We start from the raw sequence: 17,792 nt of genomic DNA on the forward strand, positions 1-17,792 counted from the left end.
TTCTGCCTAGTAAGGAAGCTTCCAACCGCTGGGCCTTTTAGTCGTACATCTCTACCAAATCGGCAATATATTGCGATATTTCGCTAATTCGGCAAAGTTCGCTTTCCATTGACTCTCCTAAGACCGCCACGACTTTTATGTCAGAGGTCTTTTGAGAAAAATCAATATTGGGAAAATTCCACGCCATCTCCTTAAGTGACTCGTGGTGCCATGTTGTGGGTGTGTCGCTTACTTCCAGATCAACAAGGCAATCGTCTATCGCGTCGTGCACCACCTCAGGCCTGTTCCCGCTAACTGCAAAATGTACACAATTCTTATAATGTTTTTCTACCACGTGCCGCATGTCAATTTTTGTAAGGGCTTCGACATGGATCCAAATAGAGTATGGCGCGTCTGAAATAGTCAGGTTAGAGAGGCCGAAGCGAGTAACCAAAATTATAGCGGCTTGATCACGTTTCATAGGAGCCTCCTCAAGCGCTCAGCCTCTTCCCTCATCGCTGCCGCTTGACGCTGAAATTCAGCGGCCTCGCCTTCCAAGTGTTGAACTCGTTCCCGCTGCTGTCTCTCAATAGCTGCCCGCGGCTGACCCTCCATGCCAGGCCGGACGGTGGGGTTCCGTCGAAACTCATCAGCCCGTCGGAGATGGTCGGCTGCGAGACGATCGAGTCGTCGAGCGCCCCTTTCTAGGGACGTAATTCTTCCTCCGATCCGGGTGGCATTGATCCCTGCTGCCGCTACCGCCGCATCGGGGCCAGGGGATGCGAAGGTGTCCAAGATGTCGATCCCAGCACCTATGACCAGAATTGTGGCACCCAGGGGATCTTCCCTAGCGTAGTTGACCGCCCGCGCGATGAGTGCGTCGCCATCATCAGCCTGTTGACGGTTCTGCCTATCAGCCTCTGCGTTGCCTAGGTCTTGACGACGTGACCAGACGTCGCCGTAAACAGTTTGCGTACCTGTTGGATCGATATGGTTGAACGGGTCGTTGCCCACATACTGATAGAGGTTGAGGCTGTCCTCGTAGCCGATGGGATCTGTCTGCAGGAAACGACCGATGGTGGGGTCGTAAGCGCGGGCCTTATAGTGCCAGAGGGGCACGGTGGACGTCAGGGACGTCTGGCCTGTGTAGCGGAACCGGGGTCCGTCGAAGCCGTGCGTGGCGTCGGGCTCGCCATAGGGGCTGTAGGTATAGGGCGTGTCCACGATAGCCCCTGTCCCGTCGACTACGGCCACGACCGACCGAGTGTTGTCTACATGATACCAGCGACGGGCCGGCTTTGACCATTCGGCCAGCGGTTCGTCCGGCTCCTGACCATGGGCGTAGCGTGCGGTCAGCGCGCCGAGTGCGTCATATTCCGCTACCAGCCGGTCGCCATCCCACAGCCAGTCGGTCGCCACGCCACCCGACGTCACGCGCCGAAGCCGACCCAACGGGTCGTAGGCCAACGTCACAGATGCACCACCGCCGGTGATCCCTGTCAGACGGTTCTCGACGTCGTAGGTATAGGTGCGAACGCCGTCCGAGGTCAGATTACCGCGTTGATCGTGGGAATAGGTCGCGCCCCCCACGGTGTCATACTGGTTCAGTCCATCTGGGGCATAGGTTCGGGTAGTCATGCCCGCCATCGGATAGTCGTAGGCGGGGTTGGAGCTCTCTCTGGAGATGATCTGGCCGGAAGGATTGGACGCAAATGACCAGGTCACGTCGTTTGTGGTTCCGGCCAGATTCAAGCTCATTGACCAGTTGCGGCTGTTGGGGACGTAAGCAAAATTGGTCGAGCCGCCGCCCTTCTGCACGACGAGATAGCGTCCCAGGGCGTCATAGGAATAGGCTGCGAACAAGCCGGTGCCGGAGGGGGACCCCGCATTGTCCCAAGCCAGGACCATGCGGTTGGCGAGATCCCACTCATACTCCGCCGCCGCCCCGCCCGGCCAGGTCAGGCGGGTGCGTTGCCCCACCAGATCGTAGGCCGAGGTCAGGGTGCGACCGTAAGTCGTCTCGGTGATCGGTCGGCCGAGGGCGTCCCAGGTCCAGACCACGCCATCCCCCGTCGTAGCGTTGGTGAACCGTGCCGACAGCCGGCGATCCAGATTGTCGTAGGTGGTGAAGACGTCATTGGCCGTGCCGCTGCCGGGGACAGTCTTGACCGTCTCGCGGTTCAGGGCGTCGAAGGTGTAGGTGATCTCCTGACCGTCGCGCAGACGGCGGGAGGTCAGATTGTCATTGGCGTCATAGCCGTACTCTTCATAATCCGTGGCGCTGGGCGCCTGAGAGCCGATTGTCGGGTTGGGAAAGTACAGGCGGTAAACCCGGTCAAAGCCGTCATAGGCATAGTCGGAGCGATTGCCGTTGGCGTCCTCGACCCAGTCAATCTGGCCGTTCATCGTCCACGCCTGCGTGCGGGTGGCCTGTTCCAGGGTGGGGTGGCCTACTGCACTTCGCACGACGGTGAGGCGGTCGGCCTCGTCATAGGTATTTTGGGTAATCCGGTCGCCACCGAAGGCCCCGACCGAACCGCGCGTGCACGCCGAACCCGGCAAGCTGCCGTACTCGGCCGGGTTCATTCGTACTGCGGTGCAAAGCAAAAGGCCTTCATCATCATAGGTATATTGAATCACGCTGATCGTGCCGCTGCCCAGAACCTGATCTTCGCGGGCCTTGCGGGCCTGGGCATCATACGCCGTCACGCTCTTGCTCAGCACCGTCATGGCGGCAAGAGCGGCATCGGATTGGGCCGTGGCGGAACCTTGCCGGACCTCGAGCGGCTGGCCGTCAGCGTTGTAGACGGTGCGCGTGGCCGGATAGGGCAGCGGCCCCGCGCCGTCGGGATCCGGCGCGATCGTGCCGGTTGGCCGGCGCATCACGTCGTAGGCGTACCAGGTGGTGTCGGCCGTGCCCGCCAGCGGGCCGTCGACGGTGCGGACATTGCCGACGGCGTCATAGGTCATGGTCGTGGTGGCCGAAAGCGTTCCCGCCCCATTGCGCGCCGTGGTCGAAACGGGCCGCAGATTGCTGCCGGTGGAGACATCGCCGACCTCGTAGGCCGTCGTGGTGACGACTTCATCGGCCGTGCCATTGCAACCTGGCGACGGGGCGGCGGTGGCACAGGCCGAGGTCTCGGTCTGAACCCAGACCGGCGTAGGGGCCTGCACGAACCCCGGTGTGCCGGCGACCTTGTACCAGGCGTACTGAGGGGTCCAGGTGAAGCGGGTCTGGGGCCGCGCCGCGCCCGATGTCGGAGCCGGACGGGTGGCTGTCAGAGGCAGGCCCGTGGTGGCGTCATAGGTGAAGTTGGTGACATTGCCCCGGGCATCCGTGATCGAATCCGGCTGTAGGCACAGCACGGCATTGACGCTGCAGTCCGGATAGTGGGCAGTCGACTCGCGCGGGCTGAGGCCCGAACCGGGCTTGGGCGTGGTGAGGATGCTTGTGACGGCGCCGTTCGGATTGCGACCGATTGTGACGCTGTTGCCTTCGGGGAGCTCGGCGAAGCGCAGGCCGCCACCACTCTGAAAGATGTCGGTCTGCTGGTTCATACCGTTCTTGATCCAGACCAGGGAGGGCGTGAACTGCTCTTCCTGGGTGGTCGGCGACGTCCAGACCGTGTAGCCCAACCAGGCGATGTGGTACTCGCTCGTCTGGCTATTGGGGTCGGTGACCGTTGTACTGAGCTGATAGGAGCCCTGGGGCGGACTGCATGGGGCGGGCGCAGGCGCACAGTAGGTCTCATAAGCGTAGGTCCAGGTCCCGCGTCCGTCGCTGGCCGAAGTGACGACGGTGCCGCGCCCCCGCACGAAGCTGTAGCCGTAGGTGATGGAGTTGCCCGTTGTCTGGGTCGGGCGAGATACGCCCACCGGCAAGTCCAGACCGGGTGTCGTGCCGCTCAGAGTAATGCGGGTCGTCGCGTTGGTGGCGTCCGTCACGCGACGTTCGTTGCCCACGCTGGAGAAGGTCAGGCTGGGCCAGGACGTGCCGCCGGGGCAGGCGCCCCCCACCGGACACACGGTGTTGTTGACCGCTGTTACGACCTGATCGCCGGAGGTATTGGTCGTGAACCTCAGCTCATAGCCCAGGTTGTTGCGGATCGAGCCCGTTTCGAAGGTGATGACTTCGCCATTTAGTCGCGTGATGGTCTGAACGGGTGTGCCCACAGGTGTCGGGCTGGCAGCGGGAAAGACCGCGACCGCGCCGTCGACGGATACATAGGTGAAACTGCCGTCGGTTTCCTCGGTCAGCGCGCCGAAGCCGTCGATGAGCTCGAACGTCGGACCGTCGCACTCCTCCCTCTGGAACACGTTGGAACTGCCCAGGTACACGACGGTGTAGAGGGCAAAGCAGCTGCTCTCCTTGTTGATCGTGCGGGAGAGGCTGGTCAATGTGCTGTAGCGCCAGGCTTCCTTCTGCGTGTCCCAGGTCGCCGAGAAGGATAGTCCGCCCGCTGCGGGATCGCCGATGCTGATGGCGGGAGATGAGATCTGCGCCGTGCCGCTGATCACATCGACGCCGAGGGGGCCGACCTGTTCATAAACGGGAGGAGCCTCAAGAGTGGTCTGGGCCGAGGCGGGTAGGACCGCGACGCCAAGCGCTGCGGCACCGGCCATAACTGCCAGCAGGAGGCGGCGGGCGTGAGACAGACCGAACATCTTCATCCTCCCGGGTTCCAGCCGACTGTCACGGTTCCGGTGTAGGCCACGGCCGCAGCGCCGTCGGTAACCTTGCAGCGCCAGTTGGCGAACTTGGGCGGGGTCGAGAGGGACCCTGTCCACTCAAAGGCTGTATTGGCCGAGGTAATGCTGGTCGGAACGATCAGTGCCGAGCCGCCCGTACGCTCCCAGAGATAGGTGTAGGGTGCTGTCCCGCCGCTGGCCGTGACGTAGGCCTGGGCCGACGGCCCATATCCCGTGCCGGAGATCGAGGTCGGGGTAACCGATGCCGACAATGGAGGCGGAGGCGGAGGTGGGGGTGGTGGAGGAGTCGCTGCTGCCGCAACCTGGGTCCGGTTGCCCGCTGGGTCGTAGGTGTAGGTGATCGTGACGCCACTCGGATAGGCCGCAGAGATCAGACGGCCCAAATCGTCGTAGGTGTAAACCACGGGGTCCTTGGCGCTCGCGCGGCCGGCTCGACCGAAGGTGAGCAAGGCCAGCCCCGAGGCCAGAGACAGCAACGCAGTCCGACGTTCGTTTCGCAAGTTACCCCCCATCCCCGAGCTAACGCAAAGGTAGCGTCACTGCATTTCGAAGATGCGTCAACCTGACGAAGATGTAAGTCAATCCTGGTCGCCGAGCGCTTCCCCGGAGTGTGGCCCGGTTAGAACCCGCGTTCGTTCATCTGTTGGCCACACCTCAGAGCGTTGTGGGTAAGTCCGAAGCCCATGGCATTCCCGTCGCTGAAGCAGCGTTCGGTCTTTCCGTCGGGCAGCGTCACGGTGAAGTACGTTCCGCCAGCTTGTGGGTCGCGGCGCGAAATCTCGATCTGCGAGGCATCGACCCCAAAATGTGCCGCTGCCATCTGGGCAAGCCGGTCCTCCGAATACAGCATCCCCGTCGCGGTCGCGCAGCCGCTCGCGGCGAAGGAAGCCGCGAGCGCCACTCCAAGCATCTTGATACGCATGTCTTTCTCTCCCAAAGCTCCAATATATGAAGATCATATATTCGATAGTCGAATATAAGGGAAGAGCTGGTTTCGATTCAGGGCCAGCTTATGCCGAAGACTGTCCATTCCGACGCCGGTGCGTCGGTGCTCCGCGTCCTCATTGAGGCGCGCAAGACGGCCGGAGTAACGCAGGCGGAACTAGCCCGGCGCGTGGGAAGTCAGCAGCCAGTGATTTCGCTCATTGAACGTGGGGTGCGGCGCGTGGATGTGGTGGAGTTCTACGTGCTTGCCCGGGCCATAGGGGCAGATCCGGTTGACCTCTTCCGGAAGGCCGGAAGCGGCATTCCACTCTCGCAGTCCCTGTAGCTGTCAAAGTCCGTCTCGGCCTTCTGTCCCGCGCCTCTCGTCCGAGGCGGCGGGGCTCGAATATCGCCACGCCATCGGTGTGACGGAAGAGGCACTCGAAGAGGTGCTGGATGCCAATCGCGTGCGCTACTGCGGCACACTTGACGACGTTATGGGCTTTGACCTCGCTCCGCCGATCGAAGCCGCGATGGCCGAAGGTCCGGAAGTGCGCACACCGCCGCAAAGGGAGGAGCGTCCGCGTGTCGCGTTGCCAGAAGAGCCGTCTGACGCCGTTGAGCCTCGTGTCTCCGCGCTGCGCCCTGCGCCGGAGCCGCGCGAGCTTGGAAAGGGTGGATCGCAGCATCGCTATGTCCAGCACCTGGTGAAGGGGCTAGCCGAAGAGCGGGGGTTCCGGGCTGTGATTGAGGAGGCCGTTGAAGGCGGTCAGGTCGACGTCGCTCTCTACCGAGACGACCTCTCGATTGCGTGCGAGATTTCCGTGACCTCGACCGCCCAATACGAAGCTCAAAACCTCGCCAAATGCGCCCAGGCGGGGTTCTCGCGCGTTCTCGCCATTGCGGCTGACGCGAAGCGCCTGAAAGCCATTGAAACCGCCGCCAGGGCCCGTCTGTCGGACGAGGAGATGGGCTGCATCGACTTCCTCACGCCGGAGCACGTCGCCGCAGCGCTGGATGCCTTCGCGGCGCCAAGCGAGGAAGCGAGCGTGGTTCGCGGCTATCGGGTGAAGGTGTCCCGCACCATCGTCGGTGCAGATGAGGCGAAGGACCGCAGAAGCGCCATCGCCCGGGTCATCGCTCAATCCATGCGCGGTCTTCCGCAGGACAAGTAGCACTTCATGAAGTGCCCCCGGGCCAAACCTTGGCCGAGGCGCACACTGCTGGGATGCCGAGCGACCCGGGGAAGGCAGTCTCATACTTCGGCAGAACCAACTTCCATCGCCGCGGTCAGCGTTTCGGCATACGGCAGGCAGACCGGCTGTCGCATGTGTATGTGATCGGCAAGACCGGCGTCGGCAAATCTACGCTGCTTGAGGTGCTGGCGAGTCAGGACCTAGCGGCCGGACGCGGGTTCGCTCTCATCGACCCGCATGGCGACTTGGCCGAGCGTCTTCGCGATGCGGCGCAGCCGATCCTCGGCGGCCAGCTCAACTATCTGGACGCCGCCGATCCAAACCAACCCCTCGGCTATAATCCGCTTCGCCGGGTCCGGGACGACAAGATTCCGCTCGCAGTCTCTGGCTTCCTTGAGGCCCTCAAGAAGCTATGGCCGGACGCGTGGGGCGTACGCATGGAGCATGTGCTTCGCAACAGCCTTTACGCGCTCCTGGAGCGAGACGACTCAACACTACCGGACATCCTCGGCCTCTATTCGGATGAGACATTTAGAAAGCAGGTGACCGGCAGGATCCGGAATGAGGTGGTGCGCCGATATTGGTCGCACGAGTTTGCCAAATATCCGGACCGCCTTCGGGTCGAAGCCTGCGCACCCATCCAGAACAAGCTCGGCGCTCTCTTGACCGATCCGCGCCTCTACCGTGTTCTGGTCGCTCCCGAGCGCCACATCCGGTTCCGCAAGATTATGGACGAGGGCGGGGCGCTGGTCGTGAACCTGGCCAAGGGACGGCTTGGCGAGGACGGCGCGGCGCTCCTGGGCGGCTTCATCGCCTCGACCATCGGGCTCGCGGGTCTGAGCCGCGCGGACGCGCCGGCCGCGGATCGCCGTCCCTTCTTTTTCTACATCGACGAGTTCCAGAGCTTCACCACGCTCGCGTTCGTGAATATGCTCCCGGAACTGCGCAAATACGGCGTCGGTCTGACCCTCGCGCACCAGCACCTGAACCAGCTGGAGCCGGACATCCGCCACGCCGTGCTCGGGAACGTCGGCACCGTCATCTCATTCCGCGTCGGTGCCGAAGACGCTGCGGTAATGGCGAGAGAATTTCAGCCGACCTTCGATGTGCTTGACCTGATCGGCTTGGCCAACCGCGACATGTATCTGAAACTCATGATCGACGGCGCGCCGAGCCCGCCGTTCAGTGCTCGCTCCATCGATCCCGTTCTGCCAACTGCGAACGGTTGACCCGCTGTTGGTGCATCCGACTGATGTAGTGCGGTACGCCGCCGCATGCTGCAGGTTCTGGGGACGGGTCGACAGGTTGCCGATGGCGGTGACGGAGCCGCCCTACCGCCGAGCCACGAGACTTTAGCGGCCCCGGAGGAAGAGGTGGTCAAATGAAGGTCGGGGCGGCTGACGATCTTGAGCATCGGTACATGGCGAAGTTTCGCCAGTTTGCGGCCAGCTACGGAACGTTCGTGGAGTACACTTCGGATCGGGCCGGTCGGGATATCGGTTTGCACTTGACGCAGCTCGCATCGTCCGGCGGAAAGGTCGTCACCCCGGCGTTGGTTTGGTTCCAGATGAAGGGCATTCCGGCGGCGAGGCTGCCGAGGGAGGCGTTCGACGCTGCCGAGGCGGTCACGCTATCGCTCCAAACTAACCATCTACGTTTCTGGTACATCGCACCGGAGCCGTCCTACCTCGTCGTCTATGTGGAGAGTTCCGATCAGTTCCTGGTGTTCAATATCAAGACTTGGATTTCCGAAGAGTTGGGCGAAACGGTTCTCACCACGACCCAGCAGTCTTACTCGGTCTCGATCGACAAGAAGAACATCCTCGACGACCACGCCTTCGGAATCGTTCTGAGGAGAAACTTGGTGTCGGTCGTGCGCGAACGGCTGGGCGCTGCGGACGACGCCGAAGCTCGTCGGTTTCTCGCGGCGTCTGAGGTCGTTAAGTGGATGGATGCCTGCCGCCAGCAGGGCGTCTCGACGCGTATCGCCGTGAAGGTATGGATCACGGAGACCCGAACAGAGGTCATCTTTCTAAGCAACCCGCCGGAGCTGACGACCGGATCCCCGCTCGCGTGCACTGGCAATACATGATGCCGCCGCTGGCGGAGACGTTCCCGTTCCTTTCCTTTTCGGGCGGCCGCCAAGCGCGGTTTGGGGAACGCATCACCATCGAAGAATACGATGGGGAGATCTACACCGAGCCCCACCGAGTCATCGAATGGCTCGACCGCAATGACGCGGACGAAATGGACGACGAGGAGCTCGAGGGCGAAGGCTGGCTCGCGCTTGGCGAGGACATCTATGCATACGGTGAGTTTGCCGGTGGCGAATGGGTCGAACACGAGTTCGACATCAGCCTGAACGAGCTCGGCGAAAACTGGCTCTCGACTTCGAAGGTGATGGAGGCGGCCGAAATCCTTGTAGTAGGGGAAGCGGAAGGCTGGGTGAGCGTCGCGCCCTGGCATGCGCGGGACCTCTAGCCGGCTAGGCCTGCGCCGCCTCTTCGTCCTCGTTATCGGCCAGAAGGTCTAGCTTGCCCCAAATCTCCAGGAACGGCGCAAGCGTCATAATCTGTCCCTCATCGTGCTCAGTCGGTCCAAGTGCCTTGACCTTGTGCCGCCTTATCCGTTGGCGGGTGATCTTGGCCTGAAGGCTGAACATCTCGCCATCTGCATTCGCCGCGAACATCACCAGCGCTTCGCCGCGGCGTTGAGCCTCGGCGGCGAAGCCGCTTTCTGGGAGGTCCTCTCGTCGCGCAGTCCAGGCTTCGGAAATGAATGTCACGCCGTTCGCACCGATCTGGCGTGCCCTCGCCGCGGCGTCGCGCATCATCATGTATTTCGCGCGCCGATCGGTGGACCAAGCCTGGATTTGGTCTACGGGGAGCAGGTCCTTCCATAGGAGCATAATGGGCATGTGGTAGCCGTCTCGCAGCATGACGCGGCGAGCCTCGGCGAAGAACACCTCCGCCATCTCTCTGAAACTTCGCGCATCCTTGAGTCCCGCCCAAGCATCCTTGACGTAACGCTTCCGGGCGAGCCGCGTCACCTTTGCAGATGGTTGTCCTCTCGGAATTCGGCCGATCTCCATCTCACGGCCGGTGCTCACCGCTACGTAGATGGTGCGCTCTGCCTCCAAGACCTCCATGGACTTCAGACGTCCGTCGGGGAGAGTATCAAGCAGGAGATGCTCGCCCTTGTCGGGGCCTCCGCGGGGGATATCGGCGCCGATGTGCCGATGAAGCTCGACGACCATTTGCGCCAACTGGCCGTAGACGTGAGCAAGGGCGTCGAGGATCTCGTGATCAGGTAGCTCCGCGTCGACCCAACGACGCTGCACGCACAGGACGCCGTGCTTGAGGACGTGCTCATCCAAAAGATGGGCGGGAATAGTGCGGCGAATGTCCCCCAAGGACGCGAAAACGTTCGCCGGAGTCCAGGCTGTGTGCGGGTGCCCCGCGTAGCTCGCCACCAGTTCAACCTTGACTTGGCTGAGTGTGGCCAGATCGCCTTGCTTCTCGATCTTATTTCGAGCGTTGACCGCCCATCTCATGATCGGATCGGACTTGAATCTCGATTGAACGCCTTCGTACCAAGCCTTGAACTCGGGAATCGCCGCCTTGTTGCTTTGCAGGATGAAGGTGACGGTGCGCGCGGTAGCGATCGTGGACTGCAAGCCCAAGCGGAATTTGTCAGGCTCGAAATAGGCGCTTCGCGTCTGGTGCCAGAGCTGGCGCAGATCTCCCAGACGCCGGAGGACAGCACCGACCGCGTTTGAAACTTCGTCGACTTCCATGGCGGCTTCTATTGCCTCGGGCGCTCAATGCGCTTGGAGCGCGGCACAGTTTGACCCTGTTAGACTACTGGAACCGAACCCAACAACGAGCGGAGGTTTGCATGCAGTTGGGCGGGCACGGCCTCTTCAGTCATGCGCCAGACCTCAGCTAGTGTGACGTATGTGAGAGAAACGTCCCACGGCATCAAAGGGCGTCCGTTCACCTGCGCAAACGGCGCGTCAGTTTCGGTAAGGACGCGTTCGGCTGGCATGGCCTGAGCCAGCTGCTTGCCCTTTGCAGAGTTCAACATCGAGGGGCCGACGCTGAACCAGCAGCCGAGCTTCACCGCCCGAGCAAGCTCCCGCTCGGTGCCGCTGAACCAGTGCAGAACTGGCGTTCCTGCAGCCGGGAATTCCTCGATCAAGTCCAAGACTGGTGTAGCCGCACGCCTAGAGTGGAAACTCATGATCCGACCACCAGCATCCGCGCAACCGCGCAACATGCGCTTCAGAATCCGCTTCTGAATGTCGAAGCTGCCTCGGTGTTGCGGACTACCGTCGAGACCGATTTCACCGACATACCTCGCTTCGGGCAGGAAGTGTTCCCACAGTGGTATTTCGGTGTGGCGTTCAGCTACCAGTTCGGGGTGAAGCCCGAGGCCTACCCGCACACGCCTCAGGTTGCGGACCAGCTTCTGATTTCCCGCCCACGCCTTGGGCGTTGTGGTGACCGCTAAAACGTAAACGCCTTTTGCCTCGGCTTCCGCCAAAACAGCGGCGGGATCGGCATAAAGATCGATGTGGCAGTGGAAATCGATCAAATCACACCATGCGCCTTCAACAAGGTTTCAAGTTCCGCAAGGCCCCGCAGCGCCGTGTCCTCTAAATCGGTCGTTGGGCCTAATTGTGCCGAGTTCAGAGAACCTCCGATCCATGCGTTACGCCCGCGCGAATCTGCAAGATGGACGGCGTAGGCAGCCGACCGGACGTCATCGAAGTCCATGTGTTTTCGGCCCGGTAGACCGAGGTTATCGTACTTGTAGCTGGGCGTGGAATCCGTAACACCCCATCTCAGGAAGGACGCGCGCCGAACAAGGCAGGGCACGCATCGACCGCATTGGGTGAATCCGGTTCTGGCGTAGCGGCCGCAGCTGGTCGTACCGCCAATCAGAGATTTGAGGAGCGTTTGATTGGCGCATCCCGCCAGCATCTCGCCTTTGGTCTTCAGCTGGTAGGGGTTCTGGAGCTGTACGTTGAGACCGGCAGCGGTCAGGACGCTTTGCAGCTTTCCGAGATAGAATGGGTGCGTCGTTCTCGTGCTTAGGGAACCGACACGCATAGGCGTGAGCGGGATGTTAAGGCTGATGAAGCCGTTTTCTGGCACGATGAGGTCGATGGTCGCACCTTTGGCGTAGGCCTCTAGGCAGGTCGCCGAGAGCACACCTAATCCGAAGAAAACCATCGACCTGGCGCGCTGCGAACGCTCCGACTGGATCGGGGGCGATGCGTTGTGATTGAGCTGGATGTGCAGAGACTGTGGAGAGATCGTCCGTGCGAATCGACTCTGATCTTTCTTGTCACCCTTAGCGACTTGGCTGACGAGCAGGGGCTTATGCCCTTGCGCGACCAGATCGATCGCTCCGATCAGGCTGTCCATACCTCCGGACAAGAGGCAGACGATGTCTTCGGTTCGATGCTGGACGGGGATAGGTGGTGCCGGAAGATAGCCGCCCCCGAAGAATGCCACCTTCCAGATGTCGCCCGTGACGAACTGGAGCATTTGCTCAAGTTCTGGCGCGACTCCATTCCAGAAGGCAGGATCGACGACAGCCACAGTCAAGTCGATTTGGCGCGTCCAGCCATCGGGGCTGGTGCTGCGGGTGCAGGACTCGTCCGCAGCTACGACGGATAGGGCAAAGGAAAGAAAGTCCCAGGCCCTTGCCGATGGCTGAAGCTTTAGGCCGCGAAAATAGGGTGGGATGGCCGCGCCAATAGCGCCTTCATTGGGCGTGTTTTTATAACCGTAGAGAATGAACGGAATGTCAGTGCTCGTGGGAAATGCCGTCCCGGCAGGTGCGCAGCTGACCCTCATCACAGGTAGCTCTCAAAGATTTCGAAGGTGTCGCGAATGATGTCATTCGCCAACTCGCTGGCGACTTGGCGATTCATGGTTTGCCCGACGTTCGCCCTGGCCCGAAAGGCGCGCGCCACCTCTTGGCGGACGTAGCTCTTCATCTCTTCCAGCCGGTCAACGCCCTGAGCATAGTTCGGTGCCTTGTCGAGAATCGCCTGCCCGACATCGAACTCGATCCGCTGCGCAAGATCGCCGGCGATGTAGGACTCGATCACCAGATCGATTTCCGGCGGCGTTAGCGCCGCCAGGTCGGCGTTCGGGTTATGAGCAAGCACTTCCGAAAGCGCCCTGGAAACGGAGTCGCGCGCGCCCTCTGTGTCTTGTGTCCCGTCGACGGGCCGAAGCGCCTCGACGATGATGTCGGCAATCTCCTTTTGGGTGCGACCCGCCAAGCTTGCCGGATTAAGAGTGACGTCGGTCGGCAGCGGAGCGCCCGTGCTCAGCGCATCCAAGACTCCATAGAGACCGCCCGCTGTCCGGGCCGTCCCCGCCATGCGTTGGGCGGCCGACGCAGCGCCACCGAGTCCCTTGCGGGAGTAGTGGCCAAGCCCGCGGCGAAGGTCTCGCGGCCCCCCAGACCGGCCATACCGGCCGAGGCTTGTCCGCGCCGGCCTAAAGCGGCCAGCGGGCGCGACGGCGGGGGGATTTGCTCCCGCCGCAGGCGAGGGCTGCTGTCCCGGCGCAGAGGGAACCCATTCAGGGACCAAGGGGATGCCCGAGCCCGGGCCCTTGCTTGATGCCGAAGTCCCCATCAGTGCCTCTCGTTTCCAGCGGCTTTCTTGCTGGCCGCAGCAATCGCCTTCTTCACCGGTTCCGAAACATTCGGCTCCTTCACCCAACCGGCCAGCACATCGACAGCCCAAGGCTTATCAGCCAGCAACGGCACAATCGGAGCCGTTATCTGCGCCGGGGGAAGATCACCCATGAAGCGTGCAACGGTTTGGATGTGAGCGCCTGGCACGGCGGCGACGGTGAGCAGTGCATTGAGAATCTGAGGCGTACCCCACTGCTCAACAGCTCGCGCCCGACTGAGGACCCGCTCCGCAATGCGACTGACTTCGTTCAAAGGCAGTGCATGCAGCTTCTGAACCAATGTCGAACTCGGCGTTGTGCTCAGCTTGAGTAGCGCTTCAAGTAGGTTCGCACCTTCGGACGACAATTTGTCCGCTGCCGTTATGATCGGCATGCGCTCCCGGCTGACGTAGACGATGCCGCGAAGATCTTGTTCGCCAAGGGGCGGCTCTAGCGCCAACCAATCGCGCACGAACTCGTCGTCCCACTCGCCCTCAAGGACAAGACTGGCCGGGTCTTTCGCGGCCATCTCTTCGAGCGGCACGAGCAAGCTTGCCTTGCCGTCTTCGCTCTCGTTGATGGTCCGAAGAATCTCGGCATAGGCCGCTTCCGATCCGCACCGCTCGAACAGCAGCATTTTGGCTAGAGCGGTCTCGTCCACATTGACCTGTTGGACACGGGCGATGGCTTTGCGGATCGATAGTGTGTTGAGCAGGCGCTTAATGAGGCGAGGGTTGCCCGCAATCTTGTTCGATGTGGTCAGGATGGGGGCGATGCGATCCGCAAGGTCCAACTGAAGACCCAAGTCGAGCGGGACCTCTTTGATCAGAGATTCCACATAGGCGCGATCGACTCGCTTACCCGACCAGGTTTCTCCCAACCGCTTGCAGATCGCCGCCCGAGCGGAATCCTGCTCCTCCTTTTTGAGGCTGCTATTCTCGATAAATAGCATCATCAAATAGGCGCGCACGTCCTGTGTACCCAGCGGGGGGACGCGGATGGGGACCTGGATCAGTTTGTCGAAATAGTTCGTAACGAGATCGTCTGTGAGCCTAGCGTCTTTGAAGTGATCTACTACCGCGCGTTTGATCATTTCGTCGTCGGCCGCGATCACGAATGCCGTGTGGTCGAGGAAAAGGAAGAGGCGCATTGCCTCCAAGGTCGCGATCGCTGTCGGCGGCAGACAGCGGTCGAGGTCGTCAATCAATACGACCAAGGTGACGCCTAGGTCCTTCAGTGTCTTTTCGAGTTCGTCTCGGAAATCCTGGATTTCTTTCGGGGGGGTTTGATCGGCCGCGCCGCTCTCTTTCAGGAAGCCCTTTGCATCGCCCGCTAGTTTGGCCGCTGCGTCCAAGTCCGTTTCAGTAACTTGCCCATCCGTCAGGTCTCTATAGACAGCGATCCCGTCGCCGATGAGTCCGACTGGAGGCAGGCCGACCGCTAATGCCGCGACAGTTTTCGCACTGGCGCTCGCCAGTCGAAGCCAGTTGACACGCTTCAGGAGGTTTTGGGCGTGCCACACCACATTGTCGCCGAGGTCCTTGCTCTCCTCCGCCTTTTTCAGAACGGCCCGAGCGATGACCTCCATCAGCGCAGCGCGAGTATCGTCGTAGCCCTGATAGAGCCAAGCGTTGAACTCGACGAATAGATAATCCTCGGCAGTCCGAGACTTAAGCGACTGAGCCAGAAGCTTCATCATCGACGACTTGCCGACGCCCCAGCTCCCAGAAATCCCCATCGAAATGGGCTTCCCGTTGGCCTGCAGTATCATCTCCGCCGCGATGTCCGCGACAAAGCCGAAATTTAGGAAATCTTGGTCGGTCTCGTTATCGGACCACATTTGTTGTTTGCTCCCCCGAACAGCCCACTCTCCCATTAGTTGCGGCAGGCCTCAAGTACCAACTACTGAGTGGCGCAGAGGTCATCGCGGTTGAGGAATGCCTCCACTGCAGCCAGGCGGCATCCGGTGGGTAGATGTACGTCTCGCTCCCACCACATCCATGTTTTGGCGTCCACGCCGACCAAGGCCGCAGCATCCTTCTGACGAAGGCCCAGCTTCTGCCGGCGAACCCGAAGGCATTCCCCAAGTGTTGGGTTCTTGGAAAGCGTCGTATCAGGCCGAGCAGCCCTGAGGGCGCAGCTCAGGCCCGGTAGCAAAAGGGCAACACCGCCATGCCGTTGCGGCCTAGGCGGGGCGGGCAAGGGGGCCTGCGGCAAGGCCCCGCGCTGCCAGAGGGACTATCAGAACCGCATCTCCGGCCCGCTGTTCGACCGCATCGACCTGACGGTCGAGGTGCCGCCGGTGACCGCCGCCGACATGAGTCTGCCGCCTCCGACCGAGGGCACCGCCGAGGCGGCCGCCCGCGTCACCCGCGCCCGCGAGATCCAGACCGCCCGTCTGGACGAGGCCGGCCATGAGGGCGAGCCCGTCATCAACGCCCATCTGGCCGGGGCCCTGCTGGACCGGTTCGCCCAGCCCGATGCCGACGGACGGGCCCTGCTGATGCGGGCGGGCGAGGCCGGGGGTCTGACGGCGCGCGGCTGGACCCGGACCCTGCGGCTGGCGCGAACCATCGCCGATCTCGATGGCTCGACCGGCATCCTGCGCCGCCATGTGGCCGAGGCCCTGATCTATCGCCACACCCGGATGGACGCCGAGATGCAGTTCAACCGGGCGACCGCAGGTGCCCACGCCCCGGTTTGAGCGGGTGTTAAGAGGTCGGCGCTAGTCTGGCGCCATGAGCGCGCCTGCCCGCCCCGCCGATCCGGATGACACGGATCCCGCCGTCCGCTTCCTGCGGCTGATGAGCCATGAGATGCGCACGCCCCTGAACGGGGTGATCGGCATGCTGGGCCTGCTGTCCGACAGTGGGTTGGACCCGGCGCAGAAGGCCTATCTGGAGGCGGCCCGAACCTCGGCCGACCATCTGCTGGGGCTGGTCAACGACCTGCTGGACTATGCCCGTCTGGATGCCGGCAGTCTGGAATTCGACCTCGCCCCCGTGGCCGTCGACGATCTGGTGCGCGGCGTCGCCGAACTGCTCAGCCCCCGGGCCCACGACAAGGGGTTGGAAATCGCCTGGATCGTGACGCCCGACGTGCCCCGCGTGCGGGCCGACGAAGGCCGCCTGCGCCAGATCCTGTTCAACCTGGCCGGCAATGCCGTGAAGTTCACGCCATCGGGCGGGGTGTCGATGGCGGTGTCCGGCACGGATGACGGTGCCCTGGCCTTCGTCGTCGAGGACACCGGACCCGGCGTGCCCGAGGCAGCCCGCGCCCGCATCTTCGAGGAGTTCGGCCACGCCGACAGTTCCGACGCCACCCGTCACGACGGCGCGGGGCTCGGCCTCGCGGTGGCGCGCAAGCTGGCGCTCGCCATGGGCGGCAGCCTGTCGGTCGACGACCGCCCCGGCGGCGGGGCCCGGTTCGTCTTCCAAGGCCGTTTCGATCCGGTCCCCGGTGAGGACCGGCCGGCGACGGCCTCCCTCAAGGGCCTGAGGATCGCGGTGGCAGGCGCCCATCCCTTCACGACGGCGGCCGCAACGGCCATGGCCGAAGCGGCGGGGGCCACATCGGTTGATCCGCAGCAGGCCGATCTGGTGCTGGTCGATGACGACGGACGCGCGCCGGATGCCGAACTGGCCCCCCGTCCGGACAGCCGCCATGCCGTGATCCTGCTCCGGCCCGGTCGGCGCGACCGCATCGCCGACTACCGCACCGCCGGCTTCGACGGCTATCTGATCAAACCCCTGCGCCCCGCCTCTCTGGTCGAGCGCGCCCGGGCGCTGGGCGCCGCTCCCTCCGCCGCCGGACAGCTGGCCGCCGGGCCCGAGGATGACCGCCTCGTCCGCCCGGCCTTCCCCGGCGTGCGGGTGCTGCTGGTGGAGGACAATCCTGTCGGCGCCCTCCTGGCCACCACCCTGCTGAAGCGGCAAGGCTGTGTGGTTGAGACGGCCGCGGGCGGCGAGGAGGCGCTGGATGCCCTGACGCGCGCCCGGTTCGATCTGGTGCTGATGGATATGCGCATGCCGGGCATGGATGGCCTGACCGCCACCCGCACGCTGCGTGGGCGAGGGGACAGGACGCCGGTGCTGGCCCTCACCGCCAATGCCTTTGCCGACGACCGTCGCGCCTGTCTGGACGCCGGCATGGACGACCATCTGACCAAGCCTCTGGGCGTCGAGGCCCTGATCGCCGCCCTGACCCGCTGGACGAACCCGCCGGAGCGCGCCAAGGTCGCCTCCGCATAGGGACGGTTGTCGCGTCCCCGCAGAGGACGAGC

At 62.8% G+C, this 17,792-nt stretch carries 15 protein-coding genes and 1 pseudogene; 7 read left to right on the forward strand and 9 right to left on the reverse strand.

Annotated features, from left to right (window positions below):
* Nucleotides 1-37: 37 nt before the first annotated feature.
* The 4 genes from J7346_RS05710 to J7346_RS05725 form a co-directional block, all read right to left on the reverse strand.
* A complete protein-coding gene (locus J7346_RS05710; protein WP_209118663.1) occupies nucleotides 38-460 on the reverse strand; it encodes a hypothetical protein in 423 nt (140 codons plus the stop codon).
* The gene (locus J7346_RS05715) at nucleotides 457-4,644 is read right to left on the reverse strand and encodes an RHS repeat-associated core domain-containing protein (protein WP_209118665.1); all 4,188 of its coding nucleotides are present in this window, start codon (nucleotides 4,642-4,644) and stop codon (nucleotides 457-459) included. The genes J7346_RS05710 and J7346_RS05715 overlap by 4 nt, the downstream gene beginning before the upstream one ends.
* A gap of 2 nt (nucleotides 4,645-4,646) precedes the next feature.
* Complete coding sequence (locus J7346_RS05720; protein WP_245157680.1) at nucleotides 4,647-4,940, reverse strand: hypothetical protein; 294 nt, start codon at nucleotides 4,938-4,940, stop codon at nucleotides 4,647-4,649.
* A 368-nt stretch (nucleotides 4,941-5,308) separates the two neighbouring features.
* Nucleotides 5,309-5,611 (reverse strand): hypothetical protein, encoded by a 303-nt coding sequence (locus J7346_RS05725; protein WP_209118668.1) that lies wholly within the window; start codon nucleotides 5,609-5,611, stop codon nucleotides 5,309-5,311.
* 90 nt (nucleotides 5,612-5,701) lie between these two features.
* Here J7346_RS05725 and J7346_RS05730 point away from each other — a divergent pair, with 90 nt between their 5' ends.
* The 5 genes from J7346_RS05730 to J7346_RS05750 all read left to right on the forward strand — a co-directional run bounded on the left by J7346_RS05730 (nucleotide 5,702) and on the right by J7346_RS05750 (nucleotide 9,290).
* Nucleotides 5,702-5,959, forward strand: coding sequence for a helix-turn-helix transcriptional regulator (locus tag J7346_RS05730; RefSeq protein WP_209118670.1), 258 nt, complete (start codon nucleotides 5,702-5,704; stop codon nucleotides 5,957-5,959).
* A gap of 103 nt (nucleotides 5,960-6,062) precedes the next feature.
* Nucleotides 6,063-6,788 (forward strand): hypothetical protein, encoded by a 726-nt coding sequence (locus J7346_RS05735; protein ID WP_209118672.1) that lies wholly within the window; start codon nucleotides 6,063-6,065, stop codon nucleotides 6,786-6,788.
* A 161-nt stretch (nucleotides 6,789-6,949) separates the two neighbouring features.
* Nucleotides 6,950-8,038 (forward strand): type IV secretion system DNA-binding domain-containing protein, encoded by a 1,089-nt coding sequence (locus J7346_RS05740; RefSeq protein ID WP_209118674.1) that lies wholly within the window; start codon nucleotides 6,950-6,952, stop codon nucleotides 8,036-8,038.
* A gap of 152 nt (nucleotides 8,039-8,190) precedes the next feature.
* Nucleotides 8,191-8,901, forward strand: a complete 711-nt coding sequence (locus J7346_RS05745) for a DUF4365 domain-containing protein (RefSeq protein WP_209118676.1) — start codon at nucleotides 8,191-8,193, stop codon at nucleotides 8,899-8,901.
* Complete coding sequence (locus J7346_RS05750) at nucleotides 8,898-9,290, forward strand: hypothetical protein (RefSeq protein ID WP_209118678.1); 393 nt, start codon at nucleotides 8,898-8,900, stop codon at nucleotides 9,288-9,290. The genes J7346_RS05745 and J7346_RS05750 overlap by 4 nt, the downstream gene beginning before the upstream one ends.
* A gap of 4 nt (nucleotides 9,291-9,294) precedes the next feature.
* Here J7346_RS05750 and J7346_RS05755 read toward each other — a convergent pair whose 3' ends face one another.
* Genes J7346_RS05755 through J7346_RS05775 form a run of 5 tightly spaced genes read right to left on the reverse strand, consistent with a single transcriptional unit; the run spans nucleotide 9,295 to nucleotide 15,350 of the window.
* Complete coding sequence (locus J7346_RS05755) at nucleotides 9,295-10,605, reverse strand: hypothetical protein (protein WP_209118680.1); 1,311 nt, start codon at nucleotides 10,603-10,605, stop codon at nucleotides 9,295-9,297.
* A 59-nt stretch (nucleotides 10,606-10,664) separates the two neighbouring features.
* Nucleotides 10,665-11,405: a Qat anti-phage system TatD family nuclease QatD gene (qatD, locus tag J7346_RS05760; RefSeq protein WP_209118682.1), complete on the reverse strand. Its 741-nt coding sequence runs from the start codon at nucleotides 11,403-11,405 to the stop codon at nucleotides 10,665-10,667.
* Nucleotides 11,402-12,676 (reverse strand): Qat anti-phage system QueC-like protein QatC, encoded by a 1,275-nt coding sequence (gene qatC, locus J7346_RS05765; protein WP_209118684.1) that lies wholly within the window; start codon nucleotides 12,674-12,676, stop codon nucleotides 11,402-11,404. Before qatC ends, qatD begins: the two co-directional genes overlap by 4 nt.
* Nucleotides 12,676-13,470 carry a Qat anti-phage system associated protein QatB gene (qatB, locus tag J7346_RS15200; RefSeq protein WP_348521458.1) on the reverse strand — a complete coding sequence of 265 codons (795 nt, stop codon included), beginning with the start codon at nucleotides 13,468-13,470 and terminating at the stop codon, nucleotides 12,676-12,678. Before qatB ends, qatC begins: the two co-directional genes overlap by 1 nt.
* Complete coding sequence (locus tag J7346_RS05775) at nucleotides 13,470-15,350, reverse strand: P-loop NTPase fold protein (RefSeq protein WP_209118687.1); 1,881 nt, start codon at nucleotides 15,348-15,350, stop codon at nucleotides 13,470-13,472. The genes qatB and J7346_RS05775 overlap by 1 nt, the downstream gene beginning before the upstream one ends.
* A gap of 330 nt (nucleotides 15,351-15,680) precedes the next feature.
* Here J7346_RS05775 and J7346_RS05785 point away from each other — a divergent pair.
* A pseudogene (locus J7346_RS05785) lies at nucleotides 15,681-16,214 on the forward strand (ATP-binding protein); the annotation flags it as partial.
* Nucleotides 16,215-16,248: 34 nt separating this feature from the next.
* On the forward strand, nucleotides 16,249-17,760 hold the full coding sequence (locus tag J7346_RS05790; protein ID WP_209118693.1) for a response regulator: 1,512 nt from the start codon (nucleotides 16,249-16,251) through the stop codon (nucleotides 17,758-17,760).
* The last annotated feature ends 32 nt before the right edge of the window (nucleotides 17,761-17,792 follow it).

This window comes from Brevundimonas sp. A19_0, from assembly GCF_017744255.1.
Classification (GTDB): Bacteria; Pseudomonadota; Alphaproteobacteria; order Caulobacterales; family Caulobacteraceae; genus Brevundimonas.

Excerpts from the sequence above, each read along its gene's own strand:
- J7346_RS05710 (WP_209118663.1), bottom strand. The coding sequence starts at position 460 with ATGAAACGTGATCAAGCCGCTATAATTTTGGTTACTCGCTTCGGCCTC.
- J7346_RS05715 (WP_209118665.1), bottom strand. The coding sequence starts at position 4,644 with ATGTTCGGTCTGTCTCACGCCCGCCGCCTCCTGCTGGCAGTTATGGCC.
- J7346_RS05725 (WP_209118668.1), bottom strand. The coding sequence starts at position 5,611 with ATGCGTATCAAGATGCTTGGAGTGGCGCTCGCGGCTTCCTTCGCCGCG.
- J7346_RS05730 (WP_209118670.1), top strand. The coding sequence starts at position 5,702 with ATGCCGAAGACTGTCCATTCCGACGCCGGTGCGTCGGTGCTCCGCGTC.
- J7346_RS05745 (WP_209118676.1), top strand. The coding sequence starts at position 8,191 with ATGAAGGTCGGGGCGGCTGACGATCTTGAGCATCGGTACATGGCGAAG.
- J7346_RS05750 (WP_209118678.1), top strand. The coding sequence starts at position 8,898 with ATGATGCCGCCGCTGGCGGAGACGTTCCCGTTCCTTTCCTTTTCGGGC.
- J7346_RS05755 (WP_209118680.1), bottom strand. The coding sequence starts at position 10,605 with ATGGAAGTCGACGAAGTTTCAAACGCGGTCGGTGCTGTCCTCCGGCGT.
- qatC (WP_209118684.1), bottom strand. The coding sequence starts at position 12,676 with ATGAGGGTCAGCTGCGCACCTGCCGGGACGGCATTTCCCACGAGCACT.
- qatB (WP_348521458.1), bottom strand. The coding sequence starts at position 13,470 with ATGGGGACTTCGGCATCAAGCAAGGGCCCGGGCTCGGGCATCCCCTTG.
- J7346_RS05775 (WP_209118687.1), bottom strand. The coding sequence starts at position 15,350 with ATGTGGTCCGATAACGAGACCGACCAAGATTTCCTAAATTTCGGCTTT.
- J7346_RS05790 (WP_209118693.1), top strand. The coding sequence starts at position 16,249 with ATGAGCGCGCCTGCCCGCCCCGCCGATCCGGATGACACGGATCCCGCC.